The following is a 16,978-nucleotide window of genomic DNA, read 5'->3' as shown; positions in this document are numbered from 1 at the left end:
TAAATTCCTACTTTTGCGGTTGCCTTACAGATGTTCAACGCGGATACGAGTCACCGCTTCATTCACGTCAGCCAACGCTTCAATTTTAACAATCGCTTCGTTCATCAGTTTTTCTTTCACATCCTGAGTCAGGATAATGACGGGCACTTGGCGCTGATGAGTTTCTTTCTGCACAATCGCATTAATACTGATTTCAGATTCGCTAAGAATAGAGGCAACCTTAGCCAACACCCCTGGGCGCTCATTAACAGTCAAACGCAGATAGTATCCACTCACGATCTCTTCGACCGGCAGGATTGGCATCTCAGACAGACTACCCGGCTGGAAGGCCAAGTGCGGCACACGGTTATCACGGTCTGCCGTTAATGTCCGGACCACATCGACGATATCCGCCACGACCGCAGACGCAGTCGGTTCAGCACCGGCACCGGCACCGTAATACATGGTTTGACCGACCGCATCGCCATCGACCAACACCGCGTTCATCACGCCATGTACATTAGCCAGCAACGCCTTCTCTGGAATCATGGTTGGATGCACCCGCAGCTCAATACCGTTTTCGCTACGACGGCTAACACCTAAGTGTTTAATTCGATAACCCAACTCTTCAGCATACTGCACGTCGGCCGCGGTAATGTTGCTGATACCTTCCGTATAGGCCTTATCGAACTGCAACGGAACACCAAAGGCGATTGAAGCCAAAATAGTCAGTTTATGGGCAGCGTCGATGCCTTCCACGTCAAAGGTTGGGTCCGCTTCCGCGTAGCCCAGCGCTTGAGCTTCAGCCAACACATCGGCGAAATCACGGCCCTTGTCGCGCATCTCGGTCAAGATAAAGTTACCGGTGCCGTTGATAATACCCGCCAACCAGTTGATTTTGTTACCTGACAGTCCTTCACGGATCGCCTTGATGACGGGAATACCACCCGCAACCGAAGCCTCAAACGCCACCATCACATTCTTTTTCTGCGCGGCTTCGAAAATCTCGTTACCGTGTACCGCGATCAACGCTTTATTAGCCGTAACAACGTGCTTACCGTGCTCGATAGCCGTCATCACCAACTCAAGGGCGATGTCATAACCACCAATCAGTTCAACAACAATATCGATCTCGGGATTGCGGGCAATCTCAAAAATATCCGCTGTAATATGGGTACCCCGGGTGTCGCAATCAGGATTTTCACGACGGGCGCCAATCGCTTCTACAACGATGCTACGACCCGCACGACGGGAGATCTCTTCCGCGTTGCGTTTGAGTACATTGAACGTACCACCACCAACGGTGCCAAGACCACAGATACCAACTTTTACAGGTTTCAAACCATTACCTCACGCTATTACTAGGCTATTCGAGCGACAGACATTTCTGCGGTTAAAAAATAGGCACGCATTATAGCTAAATCCAAGCCTAAGCTCTACGCAGCGCCTTATCTCTGGCCAAAAAAAATCATCTTTGCAAAATCTAAAGACAGAAAAAGGAGCCTAAGCTCCCTTTCTATTGAAATTGTTATCTCAACGGCGACTACACCCCTTAGTTAACAACCCCCATCCGCTTAGCTAAATCAGCGGCAGGCATATAACCCGGCACCATCGTACCATCTTCCAACACCAGCGCAGGCGTACCGGTTACCCCAAGTTTTTGCCCGAGCAGATATTGGCTCATAACCGGGCTATCTTCACAACTAAGCATCGGGATGGTCTGCCCAGACTTCGCTTTATTCATCAGCATGGCTTGATCTGACTTATCAGCACACCAGATTGCATCCATCACATGCTGAGTTTTAGACCCCTCACCCGCACGAGGGAAGGCTAGATAACGCACTTCGATACCGCGCTTAGTAATCTCTTCCATCTCACCGTGCAATTTACGGCAGTAAAAACAATCGGTATCAGTGAATACCGTCAGATGAGCTTTGGTTTCACCTTTAGCAGGGAAAATAATCATATCGTCCCGGCTAATAGCATCCAACTGATCAATACGGCCAGACTTGCGCGCCTCTTCTGTCAGGTTCATCAACTGACCATCGGCCTGAACCTTAAATACCTCACCAACAATAAAGTGACTACCAGTATCATTTACATACAGTGTCTCGCCGCTAGCCAATGTGACCTCGTAAAGCCCAGGAAAAGCGGCATCCGCAACAGCAACAATCGGCACTTTGCTGTTCAGCGCGCTCAATGCAGCACGAATAGTGGCTTCTTTATCGGCGTCAGCGGCTGACACATTGAAACTCAGCAGTGCCATCGCCACTAAGCTGAAAAATAATTTTCGCATAATATCCTCTAATATCCGGCACTTGCGGACATCTTGATCAAAAAAACTTTACTCTACAGGCTCTAATGACAAACCCCAACAAAAAGACCTGCTTTTAAGACGCCAAAAGCGCCGCTTAGTTTCCAGCCTAACCCTTAAAACTGAAAATAACCTGAAAAACGCGCAGTTTCATCCGCGTGGGTGATGCTGCTTATGCAACGATTGTAAACGATGTTGGGCAATATGCGTATAGATCTGAGTAGTCGATAAGTCGCTATGCCCCAACAACAGCTGTACGACCCGCAGATCGGCCCCGTGATTCAATAGATGAGTAGCAAAGGCATGCCGCAACACATGAGGGGATGGCAACTGCTCTATACCCGCCGTTAAACCATGACGTTTAATACGATGCCAAAAAGTTTGCCGCGTCATCTGCTGCCCTCGACGACTCGGAAATACCACTTCATTGGCATCATCGTGTATCAACGCAGGGCGCGCCTCCTTAAGATAACGCACCAACCAATCAGCCGCTTCATCTCCCAAGGGCACTAAGCGTTCTTTATCACCCTTACCTACCACTCGAATAACACCTTGGCGAAGGTTTATCTGTGATAACTGTAGCCCTACCAATTCACTGACACGCAAACCCGATGAGTACAGCATCTCTAGCATCGCCCGATCCCGAAAACCAAGGGCATCGCCGGTATCAGGAGCCTGCAACAGCGACTCAACATCAACCTCACTCAGGCTTTTCGGTAGAGGCCGGCCTCGCTTGGGACTTTCAACCTGCAAAGTCGGGTCTTCACTTAATACCCCTTCTCTTAACAGATAACGATAAAAACCCCTTAAACAGGAGAGGAGACGGGAGGTAGAGCTCGCTTTCATTCGCTGACGAACACGCCAGTTGAGATAACTCAGTAGATCGGTACGACTCGATGGTAAAAGAGAGGATTGACGACTATTGAGCCAGCAGGCATAGATACACAGATCGCGACGATAGGAACTCAACGTATTCTTACTTAACCCCTTCTCCAACCAGAGCGCATCGACATACTGCTCTATCCATTCAACATCAGCAGGGGATGGACGTTCTGCGGTCTTGCGACCATCAACCGAAGGCTCAGCTGTGGATAATTCGCTCGTCACTCAGGTGCATCCTTTAACAAACAGAATCAGCGTAAGACTTTGAGGCGGGACAATTTGGTTTTATTAATCGGATAGGTCGCGTTGCCTCGCTCGACATACTCATCAATATAAAGAGTATCGCCTTTCACACGCCGAAGCACACCTTCAACCTTGCGGCCGAAATAGGTTTCAAGCTTTACCCAGCAACCGATATATTGGTCAACTTCTTCATGACTGATCGATTCATAACGCTTTTCAAACACGGCGGCATCGGTAACATCGCCCCGCACAGCCCGTCGAATCGCTTCACGGGTCGCCTCTCGGCGCAGCTTCTCTTCTGTCACCTTTACTTTTGGCGGCTCAACCTGCATCGCTTGTTTATCGTCGCCCGCATAAGCGCCGCCGATAACTACCAGCAATAAAGCAGAGCTTAGTCCGATCAATAGTCTCTTCAAAGCCTCAACCTAAAAGCGATAGTTTAGTTCATAATCTGGCAGTGCCATATAACAACAACAGCACAACACTATATACAGCAATCATACCATTTTACTGTGAGTTCACTCTGAGCGCGAATTTCAAACGCAAAAAAGGCGGCCTAAGCCGCCTTTTCATACTCAAACCGGGTAAGTGATTACTTAGCCAGTTTCTCTTTGATACGTGCAGACTTACCACTACGCTCACGCAAGTAGTACAGTTTAGCCTGACGTACGTCACCGCGACGCTTAACTTCAATGCTATCTACAGTAGACGCGAAAGTCTGGAAAGTACGCTCAACACCAACACCGTGAGAGATTTTACGTACAGTGAACGCAGAGTTAACGCCACGGTTACGCTTACCAATCACAACACCTTCAAACGCCTGCAGACGCTGACGGGTGCCTTCAACTACTTTTACCTGAACAACAACGGTGTCACCCGGTGCAAATTCTGGCACTTCTTTATTCATCTGTTCAGCTTCAATCTGCTGAATGATAGAGTTTTTGCTGCTCATCGCTCGCTCCTAAATACTAACCCTGAGACGCTTCTGTCTCACGGATAAATTCGTTTAACAATGTTTGCTGCTCTTTGTTTAACTCAAGATCTTCCAGCAGCTCAGGACGCCTTTTCCAGGTTCGACCCAATTGCTGTTTCAGACGCCAGCGTCTGATCGATTCATGGTTACCGCCAAGCAACACATCAGGTACGGACATATCGTCAAGTTTTTCCGGTCGGGTATAGTGCGGACAATCAAGCAGTCCATCACTAAAGGAATCTTCGGCAGCTGAATCCTGATGGCCAAGCACGCCAGGAACCAAACGGGATACCGCATCGATCATTACCATTGCTGGTAGTTCGCCGCCACTGAGCACAAAATCACCCAACGACCACTCTTCATCGATTTCGGTTTCCACCAGACGCTCATCAATACCTTCATAGCGCCCTGCAACCAGAATTAACCGCTCTTCAGCAGCTAGCTCCTTTACCCCGGCATGATCAAGTCGGCGCCCCTGCGGTGATAGATAGATCACTCTAGCCTTACCACCAGCAGTCTGTTTCGCTGCCTGGATCGCGTCCCGCAGCGGCTGCACCTTCATCAACATACCGGGACCACCGCCATAAGGACGGTCATCCACCGTACGATGCTTATCCTGTGTGAATTCCCTAGGATTCCAACACTGCACACCCAGCAAGCCGTTGCGCACTGCCCTACCGGTAACGCCGTGGCGGGTGACCGCCTCAAACATCTCCGGAAAAAGGGTAATTACACCGATCCACACCGGTTAAAACTCCGGATCCCAATCGACCCGAATCGTACCTTCTTCAAGGTTTATCTCTTTCACCACCTGATCGGGCAGATAGGGAATTAATCGCTCACGGCGATCAATGCTGTCTGCGTTACCCTTCACTACCAATACATCGTTAGATCCGGTAGCGATCAGATGACTTACCTTACCCAGCTTTTCGCCGGACTCGGTTAATACATCAAGCTTTTCTAACTGGCTCCAGTAGAAATCACCCTCTTCCAATTCAGGAAGCAGACTGGTTTCTATCGCGATATCAACGCCACAATACTGTTTCGCGAGATCCCGATCATCGACTCCGGCTAGTTTTGCGACCAGCCCCTTACCATGTTTTTTACCATCCGCTATTTTGAACGGTAACCACTGACCATTAATATTCAGTAGCCATGGTGAGTAATCGAGGATGCTCTCCATCGGCTCGGTATGGGAATAAACCTTAACCCATCCCTTGACACCATAAAGTGTGGTGATGCGCCCGACGGTTGTTATATCTTCAGACGTATAGCCACTCATCACTCAAACCCGACTGATTGCTTCAATATGATTACTTAGCTTCTTTCAGCAGCTTAGCAACACGATCAGACATCTGAGCGCCTTTAGCAACCCAGTACTCGATGCGCTCTTGATTGATGCGCAGAGTCTCTTCCTGACCCTTAGCCAGCGGGTTGAAGAAACCAACACGCTCAATAAAACGACCGTCGCGCGGATTACGAGAATCAGCCACAGTCAGGTGATAGAATGGACGCTTTTTAGCGCCGCTACGAGCTAGACGAATAGTTACCATGCGTAGGTCCCTTTATTAAGTGAGTTTTGATATCGCTCACAGTTTACAGATAACAGTCTCATTCCGACTTTTAAGAAAGCCGACGCAGACTGCACCCATTTAAAAAACAGGCCGGCATATTACGTGAATTTGCCGGCCCTGTGAAGCTTTTTGATTATAAAATAAACATTCGAGATGAGCGCAAAAGAGCGGTTACATCCGCGGGAAGCCACCTGGGCCGCCCATACCACCTGGCATCATACCTTTCATGCCGCGCATCATTTTGGCCATACCGGCTTTAGAGGAGAACTTCTTCATCATTTTGGCCATCTGCTTATGTTGTTTCAGCAGACGGTTAACATCTTGAATCTGAGTACCAGAACCCATCGCAATACGTTTTTTACGTGAACCAGAAATAACATCCGGGCGTTTACGCTCATGCGGTGTCATTGAGTTGATAATCGATTCGAACTGTTTAAAACCTTTCTCGGCACTCGACAGATTAGCCCCTTGCATCGCTTGGCCCATCTGCCCCATACCCGGCAGCTTATCCATCAGCGAAGCCATACCGCCCATATTGTTCATCTGTTCCAGCTGATCACGGAAATCTTCCAGATCAAAGCCTTTACCTTTCTGAACTTTTTTCGCCAGCCGCTCAGCTTTTTCTTTGTCGACTTTCTGTTCGACTTCTTCAATCAGGGAGAGCACATCCCCCATACCGAGAATTCTTGAGGCGATACGATCGGGATGGAACGGTTCAAGAGCATCAACTTTTTCACCCACACCCAAAAACTTAATCGGCTTACCGGTAATATGACGCACCGATAACGCAGCACCACCACGGGCATCACCATCGGTTTTGGTCAAAATCACACCGGTCAGCGGTAACACATCATTGAATGCCTTAGCCGTATTGGCAGCATCCTGACCGGTCATCGCATCGACCACAAACAGTGTTTCAACAGGCTTAACCGCCGCATGCAGCGCTTTAATCTCATCCATCATGTCGCTATCGACATGCAAACGGCCAGCGGTATCGACGATCAGAACATCGAAGTGCTTAATCTTGGCATGATGAATTGCCGCATTAACAATATCGATCGGCTTTTGCTGGATATCCGACGGAAAGAAGTCCACCTCAACTTCAGCGGCCAAGGTTTCCAACTGCTTGATCGCAGCAGGGCGATAAACGTCAGCCGACACCACCAATACTTTTTTCTTTTCCCGCTCTCGCAGGAAACGAGACAGCTTCGCCACCGAGGTAGTTTTACCCGCCCCTTGCAAGCCTGCCATCATCACCACGGCAGGCGGCTGAACCGCAAGGTTGAGACCTTCATTGGCCTCACCCATGACTTTTTCCAGTTCCTGCTGAACGATCTTAACGAATACCTGACCCGGACTCAGACTCTTGCTGACCTCGGTTCCTACGGCACGCTCTTTTACGTTGTTAATAAATGCTTTAACAACCGGCAACGCTACGTCGGCTTCCAGCAATGCCATACGCACTTCACGCAGAGTGCCTTGAATATTGTCTTCGGTCAGTTTTGCCTGGCCCGTCACCGCTTTAAGCGTTTTCGCCAGACGATCCGTCAGATTCTCAAACATAGTTACGCCTTGAGGTGTTAATCCGCTACTGTATATGCCAGAGCCAGCCTTGAATCTGCTCTGTGACAGTAAAATAAAGTCGGCTATTATACAGCAGCCGCGCCCTTTAGGAACCTGATAATAGTGCCCGACCGACTATTAAATAACCAGCGAGCCCGAACAACGACTAATTGAGCCCGTATCAATATTTCATCACACTGATATTTATGACACACTTAGCTCCTGCAAATTCTATGGAACTGACGAGCTAATCTCTGATGCACACTCTGCCCGCAATTATCGCTATTATCTGTTACCTGATCGCTGCTGTTTTACAGTGGCAGAATGTAAGCGGACGCAGGATAAACCCACTTATCATTCGTTTGATCGGTTTGGTTGCTGTTATCTCTCACGGTTTTTCCGCTTATTTAGACCTACATCGCCCTAGCGGAATTCATTTAGAATTTTTCAGCGCCGGCTCACTGATCGGCTGGCTGGTTGCCGGACTGGTGTTGCTAAGCTCTCTGCGGCAAAAAATCGACAACCTGTTTATTGGCATTTTCCCGCTCGCAGCCATAGCCCTCTTCTTTACTCTGCTCGGCCTCGATGACTCAGTCGGGCGGCACTACGATGCTGGTTTGGTTATCCATATCCTGATCTCCATCTTAGCCTATAGCATCTTTACACTGGCAGCCTTTCAAGCGGTTCTACTGGCCAAACAGGAATATCACCTCAAGCATCATAAGACCAAGGGATTACTGCGTTCACTACCGCCCTTACAAACAATGGAAGCCCTGCTATTTGAGATGATCTGGACCGGGCTTATCCTGCTAACCCTGTCATTAATTACCGGCGCCATCGTTTTCGACGACCTTTTTGCTCAGCATCTGGTGCACAAAACGATCCTGTCCATCTTCGCTTGGCTACTTTACGCCACACTTCTGGTAGGGCGTCACTTCCTCGGCTGGCGCAGTCATAAAGCGATACGCTGGACGGTCGGCGGCTTCATTGTGCTAATGCTCTCCTTCTTCGGCAGCAAATTTGTCGTCGAACTGCTGCTATAAAGCGCTTTAATTCACGAAAAAGCCCTTAGAAACCCTCCTATGCTTGACAGTTTCAGGGGTTAACCCGACAATGTCTTTCCTACTAGCAACCAAAGGTTTACCGTCTTGGAAGGCGCATCGATTGAGTCCCTTGTGGGACTGCTTTTTTTTCTGATCCTCTGTTCAGCTTTTTTCTCGAGTTCTGAAACAGGCATGATGTCACTTAACCGCTATCGGTTACGACATCTAGTCAAGAACCGGCACAGGGGAGCCATCAAGGCTAATAAGCTTTTGAAACGCCCAGATCGACTGATCGGCGTGATTCTCATCGGCAACAACTTCGTTAATATTTTAGCCTCTGCAATTGCCACGATTATCGCGGTGAAAATCTGGGGAGAAAGCGGCATCTTTATCGCCACTGCAGCACTTACGCTGGTGATTCTGATCTTTGCGGAGGTCTCGCCAAAAACGGTTGCCGCACTACACCCTGAAAAAGTGGCTTTTCCCGCGGCTTATGTACTCCAGCCCTTGCTGAAACTACTTTACCCGCTGGTATGGATGGTCAACTTGATCACCAATAACCTGCTCAAACTACTGGGTATTAAAGTCACCACCGGCGAGAATCATCACCTCAGCACAGAAGAGCTGCGCACCTTAGTGAATGAATCCGGCGCGGTCTTGCAACAGCGTAACCAATCGATGCTGCTTGGCGTACTAGAGCTAGACGATGTCACCGTTAACGACATTATGATCCCGCGCAACGAAGTTGGCGGCATCGACATGGACAATGACCTCGAAGAGATTATTGACCAGCTCAGCAAAACCGCCCATACCCGCATGCCGGTTTACCGTGGCGAGCTGAATAAAGTTGTCGGCATCCTGCATATGCGTAACCTAGCACAGGTGTTCCGCCAAGAGTCGGTCACCAAAGCCGCTATTCTGCAGGTGATTCACGAACCCTACTTTGTCCCCGAAAGTACTCCGCTGCAAACCCAGCTGTTAAACTTTCAGCAGGAAAATCGTCGCATCGCTCTAGTGGTAGATGAATATGGCGACATTCAAGGTATTGTCACGCTCGAAGATATTCTCGAAGAGATCGTTGGTGAAATGTCACTCAACGGTAAAGAAGATAATCAGGACATCTATCCGCAATCTGACGGCAGCTTCTTTATCGACGGCACGGCTAACATCCGCGATGTTAACAAGTCGCTCAATTGGAGCCTGCCCACCGATGGGCCAAAAACCATCAATGGTTTGGTAATGGAAATTCTAGAAGCCATTCCGGATGCCAACATCTGTATGCTAATAGGCAACTATCGGATCGAAACGCTGCAAGTCTGCGATAACCAGATAAAAACGATTCGCGCGATGACTCACGACAGCGAATATGAGGAAGAGGAGGAGTAACGCTCCTGTGACACTACTCCGCTAACTTAGATTTAACGCTGTTGATCTTATCATCAATGGTTTGCTCCCGGTCGGTGCGGGTGCCGATACGCATACTACTGCTAATCCGCACCGCACCCATTTCATGCACCACTTCATGGCAACGTTTTACCGCCGCAAACACCTCATCCCACTCACCTTCGATATTTGTGCCATAACCATGCATTTGATGGGATAACCCCGACTCCTGCAAAACCCGCTGACAAGCGGTGACATAAGCCGACACCGAAGTGCCTACCCCTAACGGGATGACACACAGATCAATCATTACCTTCATTATTATCTCCCTTTCAGGTGAGTTTATCTTCCGCTTCACGTTGGCGAATCAAAGCCCATACCGCTCGCTTTTCATCATCCGTCAAACACCCCCACTCAGCGATCTCCATGCCACTTCGGCGACAGGCGATACAGAGATCTTTTTCATCAAGGGCACATACACCAATACAGGGTGAGCGGATAGGACGAGGTGGTGTATTTTCAGTGGTCATATTTTCAGTTTTATCATTTTAGGTGGTGCCATACTCAAGCTGCATGGCTCAGGCGATACTGTGTTCCGGCCGCACCTTCATAGGAATCTGCGCATCAAAACCAACATTTAAAAGTTCAACCAGCATATAGGCCGTCAGCCCCCAGATGATATCACCCTCAAATTCATAGGCTGGCACATAATGGGTCATACCGCGAAACTTGATCTTATCAGTATGGTGACGGTGATCTTCGAGAAAAAAGCTCAAAGGCACCCGGTGAATCCGATCCAGCTCATCCAAATTAGGAATCAACTCCGTTTCCATCGGAATAATGCCCACATAGGGCCTGACCTGAAGTTTGTGTTTCGACAACACATCCCCCAATGGACCAACGATATCGACCCGGGCAGGGTTCAACCCAACCTCTTCTTCAGCTTCACGTAAGGCAGTAAATAGCAGATCCGGATCGGTCGCATCGCGCTTACCTCCCGGAAAGGCAATTTCACCACTATGGGTGCTGAGGTTATCACTGCGACGGGTCAGGATCACTTCCGGGCCGGCAGGGTTATCCGTCAACGCAATCAACACACTCGCCTGAGGGCCAGCGCACTGAAGCGTCCTCGGGGAATACAGGGCTAATTTTCGTTTCAACTGATCTATCATGGGACGTTAGACTAAATACCAATGCGTATAATGATTATTGTCACAACATCATACCGTTGCTTACGGCGAAAGTTTAGCGCTGTTGCGCAATTTCAACGCATTTCGGTTCAACTCGGCGCGTATAATTCGGCCCAAAAGCCGACGATTTTACTGCCAAATATCATATTTATGCCATAGATCATTTGAGCCACTGACCACAATTGCAGTACAGTTGAAATAAAGGCGACGCCATAACAATGCGTTTCTATTATCGCCCTGTATTTTGAAGGACATACTATGAAGTACTGCAACCTGTGCGGATCGACGGTCCGGTTTGAAATTCCCCCCGGCGATAACCGTCCTCGGCACATCTGCAACCAGTGCGGTGAAATACACTACGTGAATCCAAAGGTCATCGCCGGCTGCCTCCCTGTCTATGACGGCCAAGTACTGCTATGCAAACGCGCCATTGAACCCCGCGTTGGCTTCTGGACCCTCCCCGCAGGCTTTATGGAAAACGGCGAATCCACCCGCCAAGCCGCCGCGCGCGAAACCCTCGAAGAAGCGAATGCCCGGGTGAGCGAATTACAGCTGTATACCCTCACTTCCATCGTGCCGGTTAGCCAAGTCCAATTCATCTACCTGGCACAGCTTGATGACCTAAATTTCTCGGCCGGTGATGAAACCACCGATGTACAGCTATTTACAGAAGAGAATGTTCCTTGGGACAATCTAGCCTTTCAAACTATCCGCAACGCCTTAAGGTTTTATTTTGCAGACCGCAAAAAAGGCCACTACCCATTACATCACGTTGACCTTGAAACACCACCCGGTCAATATGTTGATAAAATCTAATCCCAGCATAAAAAGAGCAACCTATGGATAACAAACTGATTCTTATTATTCTTGCCATCTTACTACCACCAATTGCCGTTTTTCTGAAAGCCGGCCTAGGCCTGCAGTTATTCATTAATATTGTGCTCTGCCTGATTTTTTATATTCCGGGTATTCTGCATGCGCTCTGGCTGGTGTTAAAATAACCGCATCCTGTTTCCATAACGGCTTAGCCTAGGTTTCAGCGACGAATAACGGCCCATCAGGCCGTTTTTTTATTTGACGGCACCTACCCGGCGCACATAATGAGATTCATCAATGACTCTGTTAATCACCACCTGGATTAAGTTCTTTATCCTTTTTGCACCCTTCTTTGTGGTGTCTATGTTTCTATCGCTGACGCGTGGTGACACACCAGCAGAGCGTCGTAGCACCGCTAACAAAGCAGTGCTGGCCGCCGCTTTAGCAGCGCTCGTCTTATTTTTCTTCGGCTCACCGCTGTTTGAACTACTCGGCATTACCATCGATTCATTTCGCATTGGCGCTGGTATTTTGCTATTCCTCTCAGCTATCAGCTTGGTCAAAGAAGGAGTGCGCACCAATGCTCAGGTGCCTGATGCTATTCGTGAAGATACTTCGGTCGTGCCCTTAGCCATCCCCACGATTATCGGCCCAGCAACCATCGGTGCCATATTGGTGTACGGCTCAGAACTTCATGGGGTCGATATGCTGTTCGGCCTCAGCGGCATGTTCCTCGCCCTGACTTCGCTGTTGCTGCTGCTCCATGTCGCCAACCGATTAGAGCGCGTACTAGGCAAAACAGGCCTGAACATTCTCAGTAAGATCACTGGCCTAATTCTGGCCGCTATGGCATCGGAAATTGTGCTGACAGGTATCACGGGGTTTATGACCCGCATCGGCCACTGAACGATATTGCAGCAACTTCGCAGACCCCAGCAGCCACGGGGCCTGCGCGCTTTACCCCACTGATACCCAAGCTTAATCCACAACTTTACCCACAGATTTTGTGACTAGTTTTGAGTCTTTTTAACAGGTTATTTTTTACCCTGAACAAATTTAACACACTACAAATTAAGCCAATAATAACAATAGCTTAAAATACTACCGCAACGGTTATCCATACTTAACTAACCGCTTTACCCACAGGATATGTTCATAACTATCTCAGTTATAAACATGATCATAAATCAGCCAGCTGCCAAACATCATAGGCCACCTCTTCATAAGGGTGCGCCTGCTTGAGTGCCGCAATCGCCGCATGAATCAGATCATCCTCGCACACTAATTCAACCTTCCACTCCGATAGCTGCTCTAAAGTATTCTCCCGACCAATATGAGGCTGACTGCCCGGCATGGGCCGAAACTGCCCCAACCCTTTAATCTGCCAGCAGCAACTCTCGTACTGCCCTATGCGGCCAGCTCCACTCATAAACACCGCTTCTTTAACGACTTCTAAAGCCTCATCCGGAACAAAAAACGCTAACTTATACATCGCCTTTCCTCTTCTATATTCATGATTTCTATACGCCATAGGCGGCGAATTAAGCCAAAAAAAAGCGGCCAGTGATTGCTCACCGCCGCTTATTGATAATCATGGTTTGATTTATAGATCTTCCACGAGCCGGCGCAGATCTTCCACCTTACGAGACACTACTTTTTCAAGGTGCTCGATCTCATCCAGCAGATGCTGCTTTTTGTCTTTAACCGTTTTCTCTGCAGACACCAGCATTTCCAGCTCGTCGATCGCCCGCAAGAAATATGGCGAAGGTTCGGTGCTTGCACGGTATGGTACCAAGCCACCCTCAACCGATACGTTGGTATGCTTACGCTTGAATTTGAATTTTTTACTTTTCGTCATCCACTCACCATGATGACGATGTAAATACACCTTCAGCACATCAACATCATTTTCAGTGCGGGTGGTGAATTTTTCAATTTCATGGGGATTCTCAAATCCCATTTCTTTTAAAGTCCGAAATTTATCGGCAGACATTGGTTTACTCCATAAGCCATTAGCGGAAAACTTCCTTGAATATAGATGAAAAAATCTAAAACGGGAGTTTTTCTTAATCCCATAATGGGATGTTAATACAAGGTTGCTATCACGGGATAAAAAAAACCGCCGGACGGCGGTTTTAATAAGCCATCAATAAACGATGTTAATTTTTCAGGTTGAGCACATCCTGCATATCGTACAGCCCATTCTCTTTACCGGCCAGCCAACTAGCAGCACGCATAGCACCTTTTGCAAAGGTCATACGAGAACTCGCTTTATGGGTAATCTCAACGCGCTCGCCTTCAGTCGCAAATAATACCGTATGATCACCCACCACATCACCTGCGCGGATAGTCACAAAGCCAATTTCCTCTTTGCTACGGGCACCTATCTGCCCCTCACGACCATAGACAGCACACTGGCGTAGATCACGACCTAACGCATCGGCAACCACCTCACCCATGCTCAGAGCAGTGCCAGAAGGCGAATCCACTTTGTGATGATGATGCGCTTCGATTATCTCGACATCATAATCATCACCCAACGCCTTAGCCGCATCGGCCAGTAGCTTAAAGCAAAGGTTCACCCCCACGCTCATATTAGAAGCAAAGACCAACGGCATGGTTTCACCAAAGCTGCGCAACTCATTACGCTCTGCTTCATTCAAACCGGTGGTGCCAATGACCATCGCTTTTCCATTAGCGGCACAGAGCGCCAGATTTGCGAGTGTCGCTTTCGGGGCGGTAAAGTCGATAAGCACATCGAAGTCATCGATCACCTGCTCTAGTGAGCCGACAATCGCCACACCTAGTTTACCCACACCGGCAACTTCGCCAGCATCGGCACCGATAAGACTACTGGTCGACTCAACGATGGCCGCCCCCAGTGTTAGCCCATCGGTTGCCTGAATAGCTTCGATATTAGTTTTTCCCATACGCCCAGCGGCGCCGGTTACGGCAATTCTAATCATTCTCACTTCCTGATCTGATGCCGGGCCTTCGTTAACTGCAGCCCCGCTCATGAATCTTAACCCTTCGAACGACTGACACTCTGGTCCATATCAAAGGCCGGTTTTTCACACTCAGGCCGACCAACGATCTTAGCTGGCACACCCACCACCGTGGTATGAGGAGGTACATCTTCGAGCACCACAGAACCGCCACCGACTTTAGCGCCGACACCGACTTCGATATTCCCGAAGATCTTCGCGCCCGCGGCAATCATAACCCCTTCACGAATCTTAGGATGACGATCACCGGTCTCTTTACCCGTGCCACCGAGTGTCACTGATTGCAGAATAGAGACATCATTTTCAATAACGCAGGTTTCGCCGACCACAATACCGGTCGCGTGATCAAACATCACTCCACAGCCAATCCGCGCCGCCGGATGAATATCCACCTGAAAAACTTCACTCACGCGGCTCTGAATATACAGCGCCATTGAGTGCCGTCCCTGCTTCCACATCCAGTGAGCGATACGATAAGCCTGTAGAGCATGAAAGCCCTTTAAATACAGTAATACCGTGGTAAAACTAAACACAGCGGGGTCACGGATACGTACAGCACTGATATCTTTACAGATGCACTTGAGGATTTCAGGATCACCACTCAGGGCCTCTTCAATCAACTCACGCAGGGTAATAGCAGCCATCACCTCATCAGACAGTTTATTAGCCAAGAGGTAACTCACCGCCTCGCAGAGGCTGTTATGCCGGATAATGGTGCTGTGAAAGAAACTCGCCAGAAATGGCTCAATAGCCATCTCGTCACGTGCTTCTTGTTGAATCAGCCGCCACAACTCTTCCGGGTGAGTGGGAAAATCACTCATGTAAGACTCCTAAAAGTCGAAGGGGCTGCAATGCAGCCCCTTGGGATATTAGGTCATATCCTCAAAAAATTTCTTAACGCTATCAAAGAACCCATGTTTCTTTGGCCCATGGTGTTTTTGGCGTTCATCCATCGCGGTTTCAAACTGTTTCAGCAACTCTTTCTGCTTGCTATTCAGGTTCACCGGCGTTTCAACAATCACCCGTACTAGCAGATCACCAACACTACCACCACGAACAGGCTTAATACCTTTACCTCGCAGACGGAATAGCTTACCGGTCTGGGTTTCAGCAGGTATCTTCAGTTTAACACGTGATTCTAGCGTCGGAACTTCTAGTTCACCGCCAAGCGCGGCATCGATAAAGCTGATTGGCACTTCACAGTATAGATGCTTGCCATCACGCTCGAAAATCGCATGATCACGTACATTAACCTGAACAAACAGATCACCTGATGGGCCACCATGGCCACCCGCTTCACCCTCACCTGAGAGACGAATACGATCGCCGGTATCCACACCCGCCGGAATTTTAACCGACAGTTTCTTGGTTTGTTGCTTACGGCCCTGACCATGACAGCTAGTACATGGATCAGAAACCACTTGGCCTTCACCATGACAGGTTGGACAAGTCTGCTGCACAGAGAAGAACCCTTGCTGCATACGTACTTGACCAATACCACCACAGGTACCACAGGTTTTAGCACTGGTGCCGGCTTTAGCGCCACTACCATCACAAACATCGCAGGGTACTAACGTCGGTACGGTAATGGTTTTTTCACAGCCACGTACCGCTTCTTCCAGGCTCAAGTCCATGGTGTAGCGGAGGTCGGCGCCGCGCTGTACATGACTACGACGACCGCCATGACCTTGCTGGCCAAAGATATCGCCAAACACATCACCAAAGATATCGCCAAAGCCACCCTGACCGCCGCCAAAGCCCTGACCACCCATGCCATTCTGATCTATACCTGCATGCCCATATTGGTCATAAGCAGCTTTCTTCTGCTGGTCGGACAGTACTTCGTAGGCTTCGTTAACCTCTTTAAAGGCATCTTCCGCGGACTTATCATCAGGATTACGGTCCGGGTGATATTTCATCGCCATACGACGAAAGGCCTTTTTAATATCCCGGTCAGAAGCGTCACGGTCAACGCCTAACACATCATAAAAATCTTTCTTCGACATAATCGGT

22 protein-coding genes are annotated in these 16,978 nt (G+C 48.9%); 5 read left to right on the top strand and 17 right to left on the bottom strand.

Annotation, left to right across the window (positions count from 1 at the left end):
• Nucleotides 1-24 precede the first annotated feature (24 nt).
• The 9 genes from ACN0T0_RS03730 to ffh form a co-directional block, all read right to left on the bottom strand.
• Nucleotides 25-1,320: a homoserine dehydrogenase gene (locus ACN0T0_RS03730; protein ID WP_417223479.1), complete on the bottom strand. Its 1,296-nt coding sequence runs from the start codon at nucleotides 1,318-1,320 to the stop codon at nucleotides 25-27.
• A 211-nt stretch (nucleotides 1,321-1,531) separates the two neighbouring features.
• Entirely contained in the window at nucleotides 1,532-2,275 is a 744-nt protein-coding gene (locus ACN0T0_RS03725; protein ID WP_417223476.1) for a DsbC family protein, read from the bottom strand.
• 168 nt (nucleotides 2,276-2,443) lie between these two features.
• Complete coding sequence (gene xerD, locus ACN0T0_RS03720; RefSeq protein WP_417224011.1) at nucleotides 2,444-3,316, bottom strand: site-specific tyrosine recombinase XerD; 873 nt, start codon at nucleotides 3,314-3,316, stop codon at nucleotides 2,444-2,446.
• Nucleotides 3,317-3,426: 110 nt separating this feature from the next.
• Entirely contained in the window at nucleotides 3,427-3,834 is a 408-nt protein-coding gene (locus ACN0T0_RS03715) for a hypothetical protein (protein ID WP_417223474.1), read from the bottom strand.
• A 176-nt stretch (nucleotides 3,835-4,010) separates the two neighbouring features.
• Nucleotides 4,011-4,370 carry a 50S ribosomal protein L19 gene (gene rplS, locus ACN0T0_RS03710; RefSeq protein ID WP_215950319.1) on the bottom strand — a complete coding sequence of 120 codons (360 nt, stop codon included), beginning with the start codon at nucleotides 4,368-4,370 and terminating at the stop codon, nucleotides 4,011-4,013.
• A 16-nt stretch (nucleotides 4,371-4,386) separates the two neighbouring features.
• Nucleotides 4,387-5,136 (bottom strand): tRNA (guanosine(37)-N1)-methyltransferase TrmD, encoded by a 750-nt coding sequence (trmD, locus tag ACN0T0_RS03705; protein WP_417223471.1) that lies wholly within the window; start codon nucleotides 5,134-5,136, stop codon nucleotides 4,387-4,389.
• Between the two features lie 3 nt (nucleotides 5,137-5,139).
• The gene (rimM, locus tag ACN0T0_RS03700) at nucleotides 5,140-5,673 is read right to left on the bottom strand and encodes a ribosome maturation factor RimM (protein ID WP_417223468.1); all 534 of its coding nucleotides are present in this window, start codon (nucleotides 5,671-5,673) and stop codon (nucleotides 5,140-5,142) included.
• Between the two features lie 31 nt (nucleotides 5,674-5,704).
• On the bottom strand, nucleotides 5,705-5,944 hold the full coding sequence (rpsP, locus tag ACN0T0_RS03695; protein ID WP_126157587.1) for a 30S ribosomal protein S16: 240 nt from the start codon (nucleotides 5,942-5,944) through the stop codon (nucleotides 5,705-5,707).
• A 192-nt stretch (nucleotides 5,945-6,136) separates the two neighbouring features.
• Nucleotides 6,137-7,528 (bottom strand): signal recognition particle protein, encoded by a 1,392-nt coding sequence (gene ffh / locus ACN0T0_RS03690; RefSeq protein ID WP_417223465.1) that lies wholly within the window; start codon nucleotides 7,526-7,528, stop codon nucleotides 6,137-6,139.
• 257 nt (nucleotides 7,529-7,785) lie between these two features.
• On the opposite strand from ffh, the gene ACN0T0_RS03685 reads away from it, so the two are divergent.
• Together ACN0T0_RS03685 and ACN0T0_RS03680 are read left to right on the top strand one after the other, a co-directional pair.
• Entirely contained in the window at nucleotides 7,786-8,571 is a 786-nt protein-coding gene (locus tag ACN0T0_RS03685; protein WP_417223462.1) for a cytochrome C assembly family protein, read from the top strand.
• Nucleotides 8,572-8,676: 105 nt separating this feature from the next.
• Nucleotides 8,677-9,957 (top strand): HlyC/CorC family transporter, encoded by a 1,281-nt coding sequence (locus ACN0T0_RS03680; RefSeq protein WP_417223459.1) that lies wholly within the window; start codon nucleotides 8,677-8,679, stop codon nucleotides 9,955-9,957.
• 13 nt (nucleotides 9,958-9,970) lie between these two features.
• Here ACN0T0_RS03680 and ACN0T0_RS03675 read toward each other — a convergent pair whose 3' ends face one another.
• From ACN0T0_RS03675 to ACN0T0_RS03665, 3 genes are read right to left on the bottom strand one after another with little or no spacing between them, the layout of a single operon-like run.
• Nucleotides 9,971-10,273, bottom strand: coding sequence for an MTH1187 family thiamine-binding protein (locus ACN0T0_RS03675; protein WP_417223456.1), 303 nt, complete (start codon nucleotides 10,271-10,273; stop codon nucleotides 9,971-9,973).
• Between the two features lie 13 nt (nucleotides 10,274-10,286).
• Entirely contained in the window at nucleotides 10,287-10,484 is a 198-nt protein-coding gene (locus tag ACN0T0_RS03670) for a DUF1289 domain-containing protein (RefSeq protein WP_417223453.1), read from the bottom strand.
• Between the two features lie 48 nt (nucleotides 10,485-10,532).
• Nucleotides 10,533-11,114 carry an NUDIX hydrolase gene (locus tag ACN0T0_RS03665; RefSeq protein WP_417223450.1) on the bottom strand — a complete coding sequence of 194 codons (582 nt, stop codon included), beginning with the start codon at nucleotides 11,112-11,114 and terminating at the stop codon, nucleotides 10,533-10,535.
• 288 nt (nucleotides 11,115-11,402) lie between these two features.
• On the opposite strand from ACN0T0_RS03665, the gene ACN0T0_RS03660 reads away from it, so the two are divergent.
• From ACN0T0_RS03660 to ACN0T0_RS03650, 3 genes are all read left to right on the top strand, one after another.
• Entirely contained in the window at nucleotides 11,403-11,960 is a 558-nt protein-coding gene (locus ACN0T0_RS03660) for an NUDIX hydrolase (protein ID WP_417223449.1), read from the top strand.
• Nucleotides 11,961-11,983: 23 nt separating this feature from the next.
• Nucleotides 11,984-12,145, top strand: coding sequence for a YqaE/Pmp3 family membrane protein (locus ACN0T0_RS03655; protein ID WP_417223446.1), 162 nt, complete (start codon nucleotides 11,984-11,986; stop codon nucleotides 12,143-12,145).
• Between the two features lie 112 nt (nucleotides 12,146-12,257).
• Entirely contained in the window at nucleotides 12,258-12,866 is a 609-nt protein-coding gene (locus ACN0T0_RS03650) for a MarC family protein (RefSeq protein ID WP_417223444.1), read from the top strand.
• 274 nt (nucleotides 12,867-13,140) lie between these two features.
• Here ACN0T0_RS03650 and ACN0T0_RS03645 read toward each other — a convergent pair whose 3' ends face one another.
• The 5 genes from ACN0T0_RS03645 to dnaJ form a co-directional block, all read right to left on the bottom strand.
• A complete protein-coding gene (locus ACN0T0_RS03645) occupies nucleotides 13,141-13,452 on the bottom strand; it encodes an NGG1p interacting factor NIF3 (RefSeq protein ID WP_417223441.1) in 312 nt (103 codons plus the stop codon).
• Between the two features lie 111 nt (nucleotides 13,453-13,563).
• Nucleotides 13,564-13,953: a DUF3461 family protein gene (locus ACN0T0_RS03640; RefSeq protein WP_417223438.1), complete on the bottom strand. Its 390-nt coding sequence runs from the start codon at nucleotides 13,951-13,953 to the stop codon at nucleotides 13,564-13,566.
• A gap of 166 nt (nucleotides 13,954-14,119) precedes the next feature.
• Nucleotides 14,120-14,926, bottom strand: a complete 807-nt coding sequence (gene dapB, locus ACN0T0_RS03635; protein WP_417223435.1) for a 4-hydroxy-tetrahydrodipicolinate reductase — start codon at nucleotides 14,924-14,926, stop codon at nucleotides 14,120-14,122.
• 56 nt (nucleotides 14,927-14,982) lie between these two features.
• Nucleotides 14,983-15,786, bottom strand: a complete 804-nt coding sequence (cysE, locus tag ACN0T0_RS03630) for a serine O-acetyltransferase (protein ID WP_417223434.1) — start codon at nucleotides 15,784-15,786, stop codon at nucleotides 14,983-14,985.
• Nucleotides 15,787-15,834: 48 nt separating this feature from the next.
• Nucleotides 15,835-16,971 (bottom strand): molecular chaperone DnaJ, encoded by a 1,137-nt coding sequence (gene dnaJ / locus ACN0T0_RS03625; RefSeq protein WP_417223433.1) that lies wholly within the window; start codon nucleotides 16,969-16,971, stop codon nucleotides 15,835-15,837.
• Nucleotides 16,972-16,978 lie beyond the last annotated feature (7 nt).

Source organism: Amphritea sp. (genome assembly GCF_048266285.1).
Lineage (GTDB): Bacteria > Pseudomonadota > Gammaproteobacteria > Pseudomonadales > Balneatricaceae > Amphritea.
Note: the sequence above shows the minus strand (reverse complement) of the source record. Positions and strands in the feature narration are given on the sequence as shown.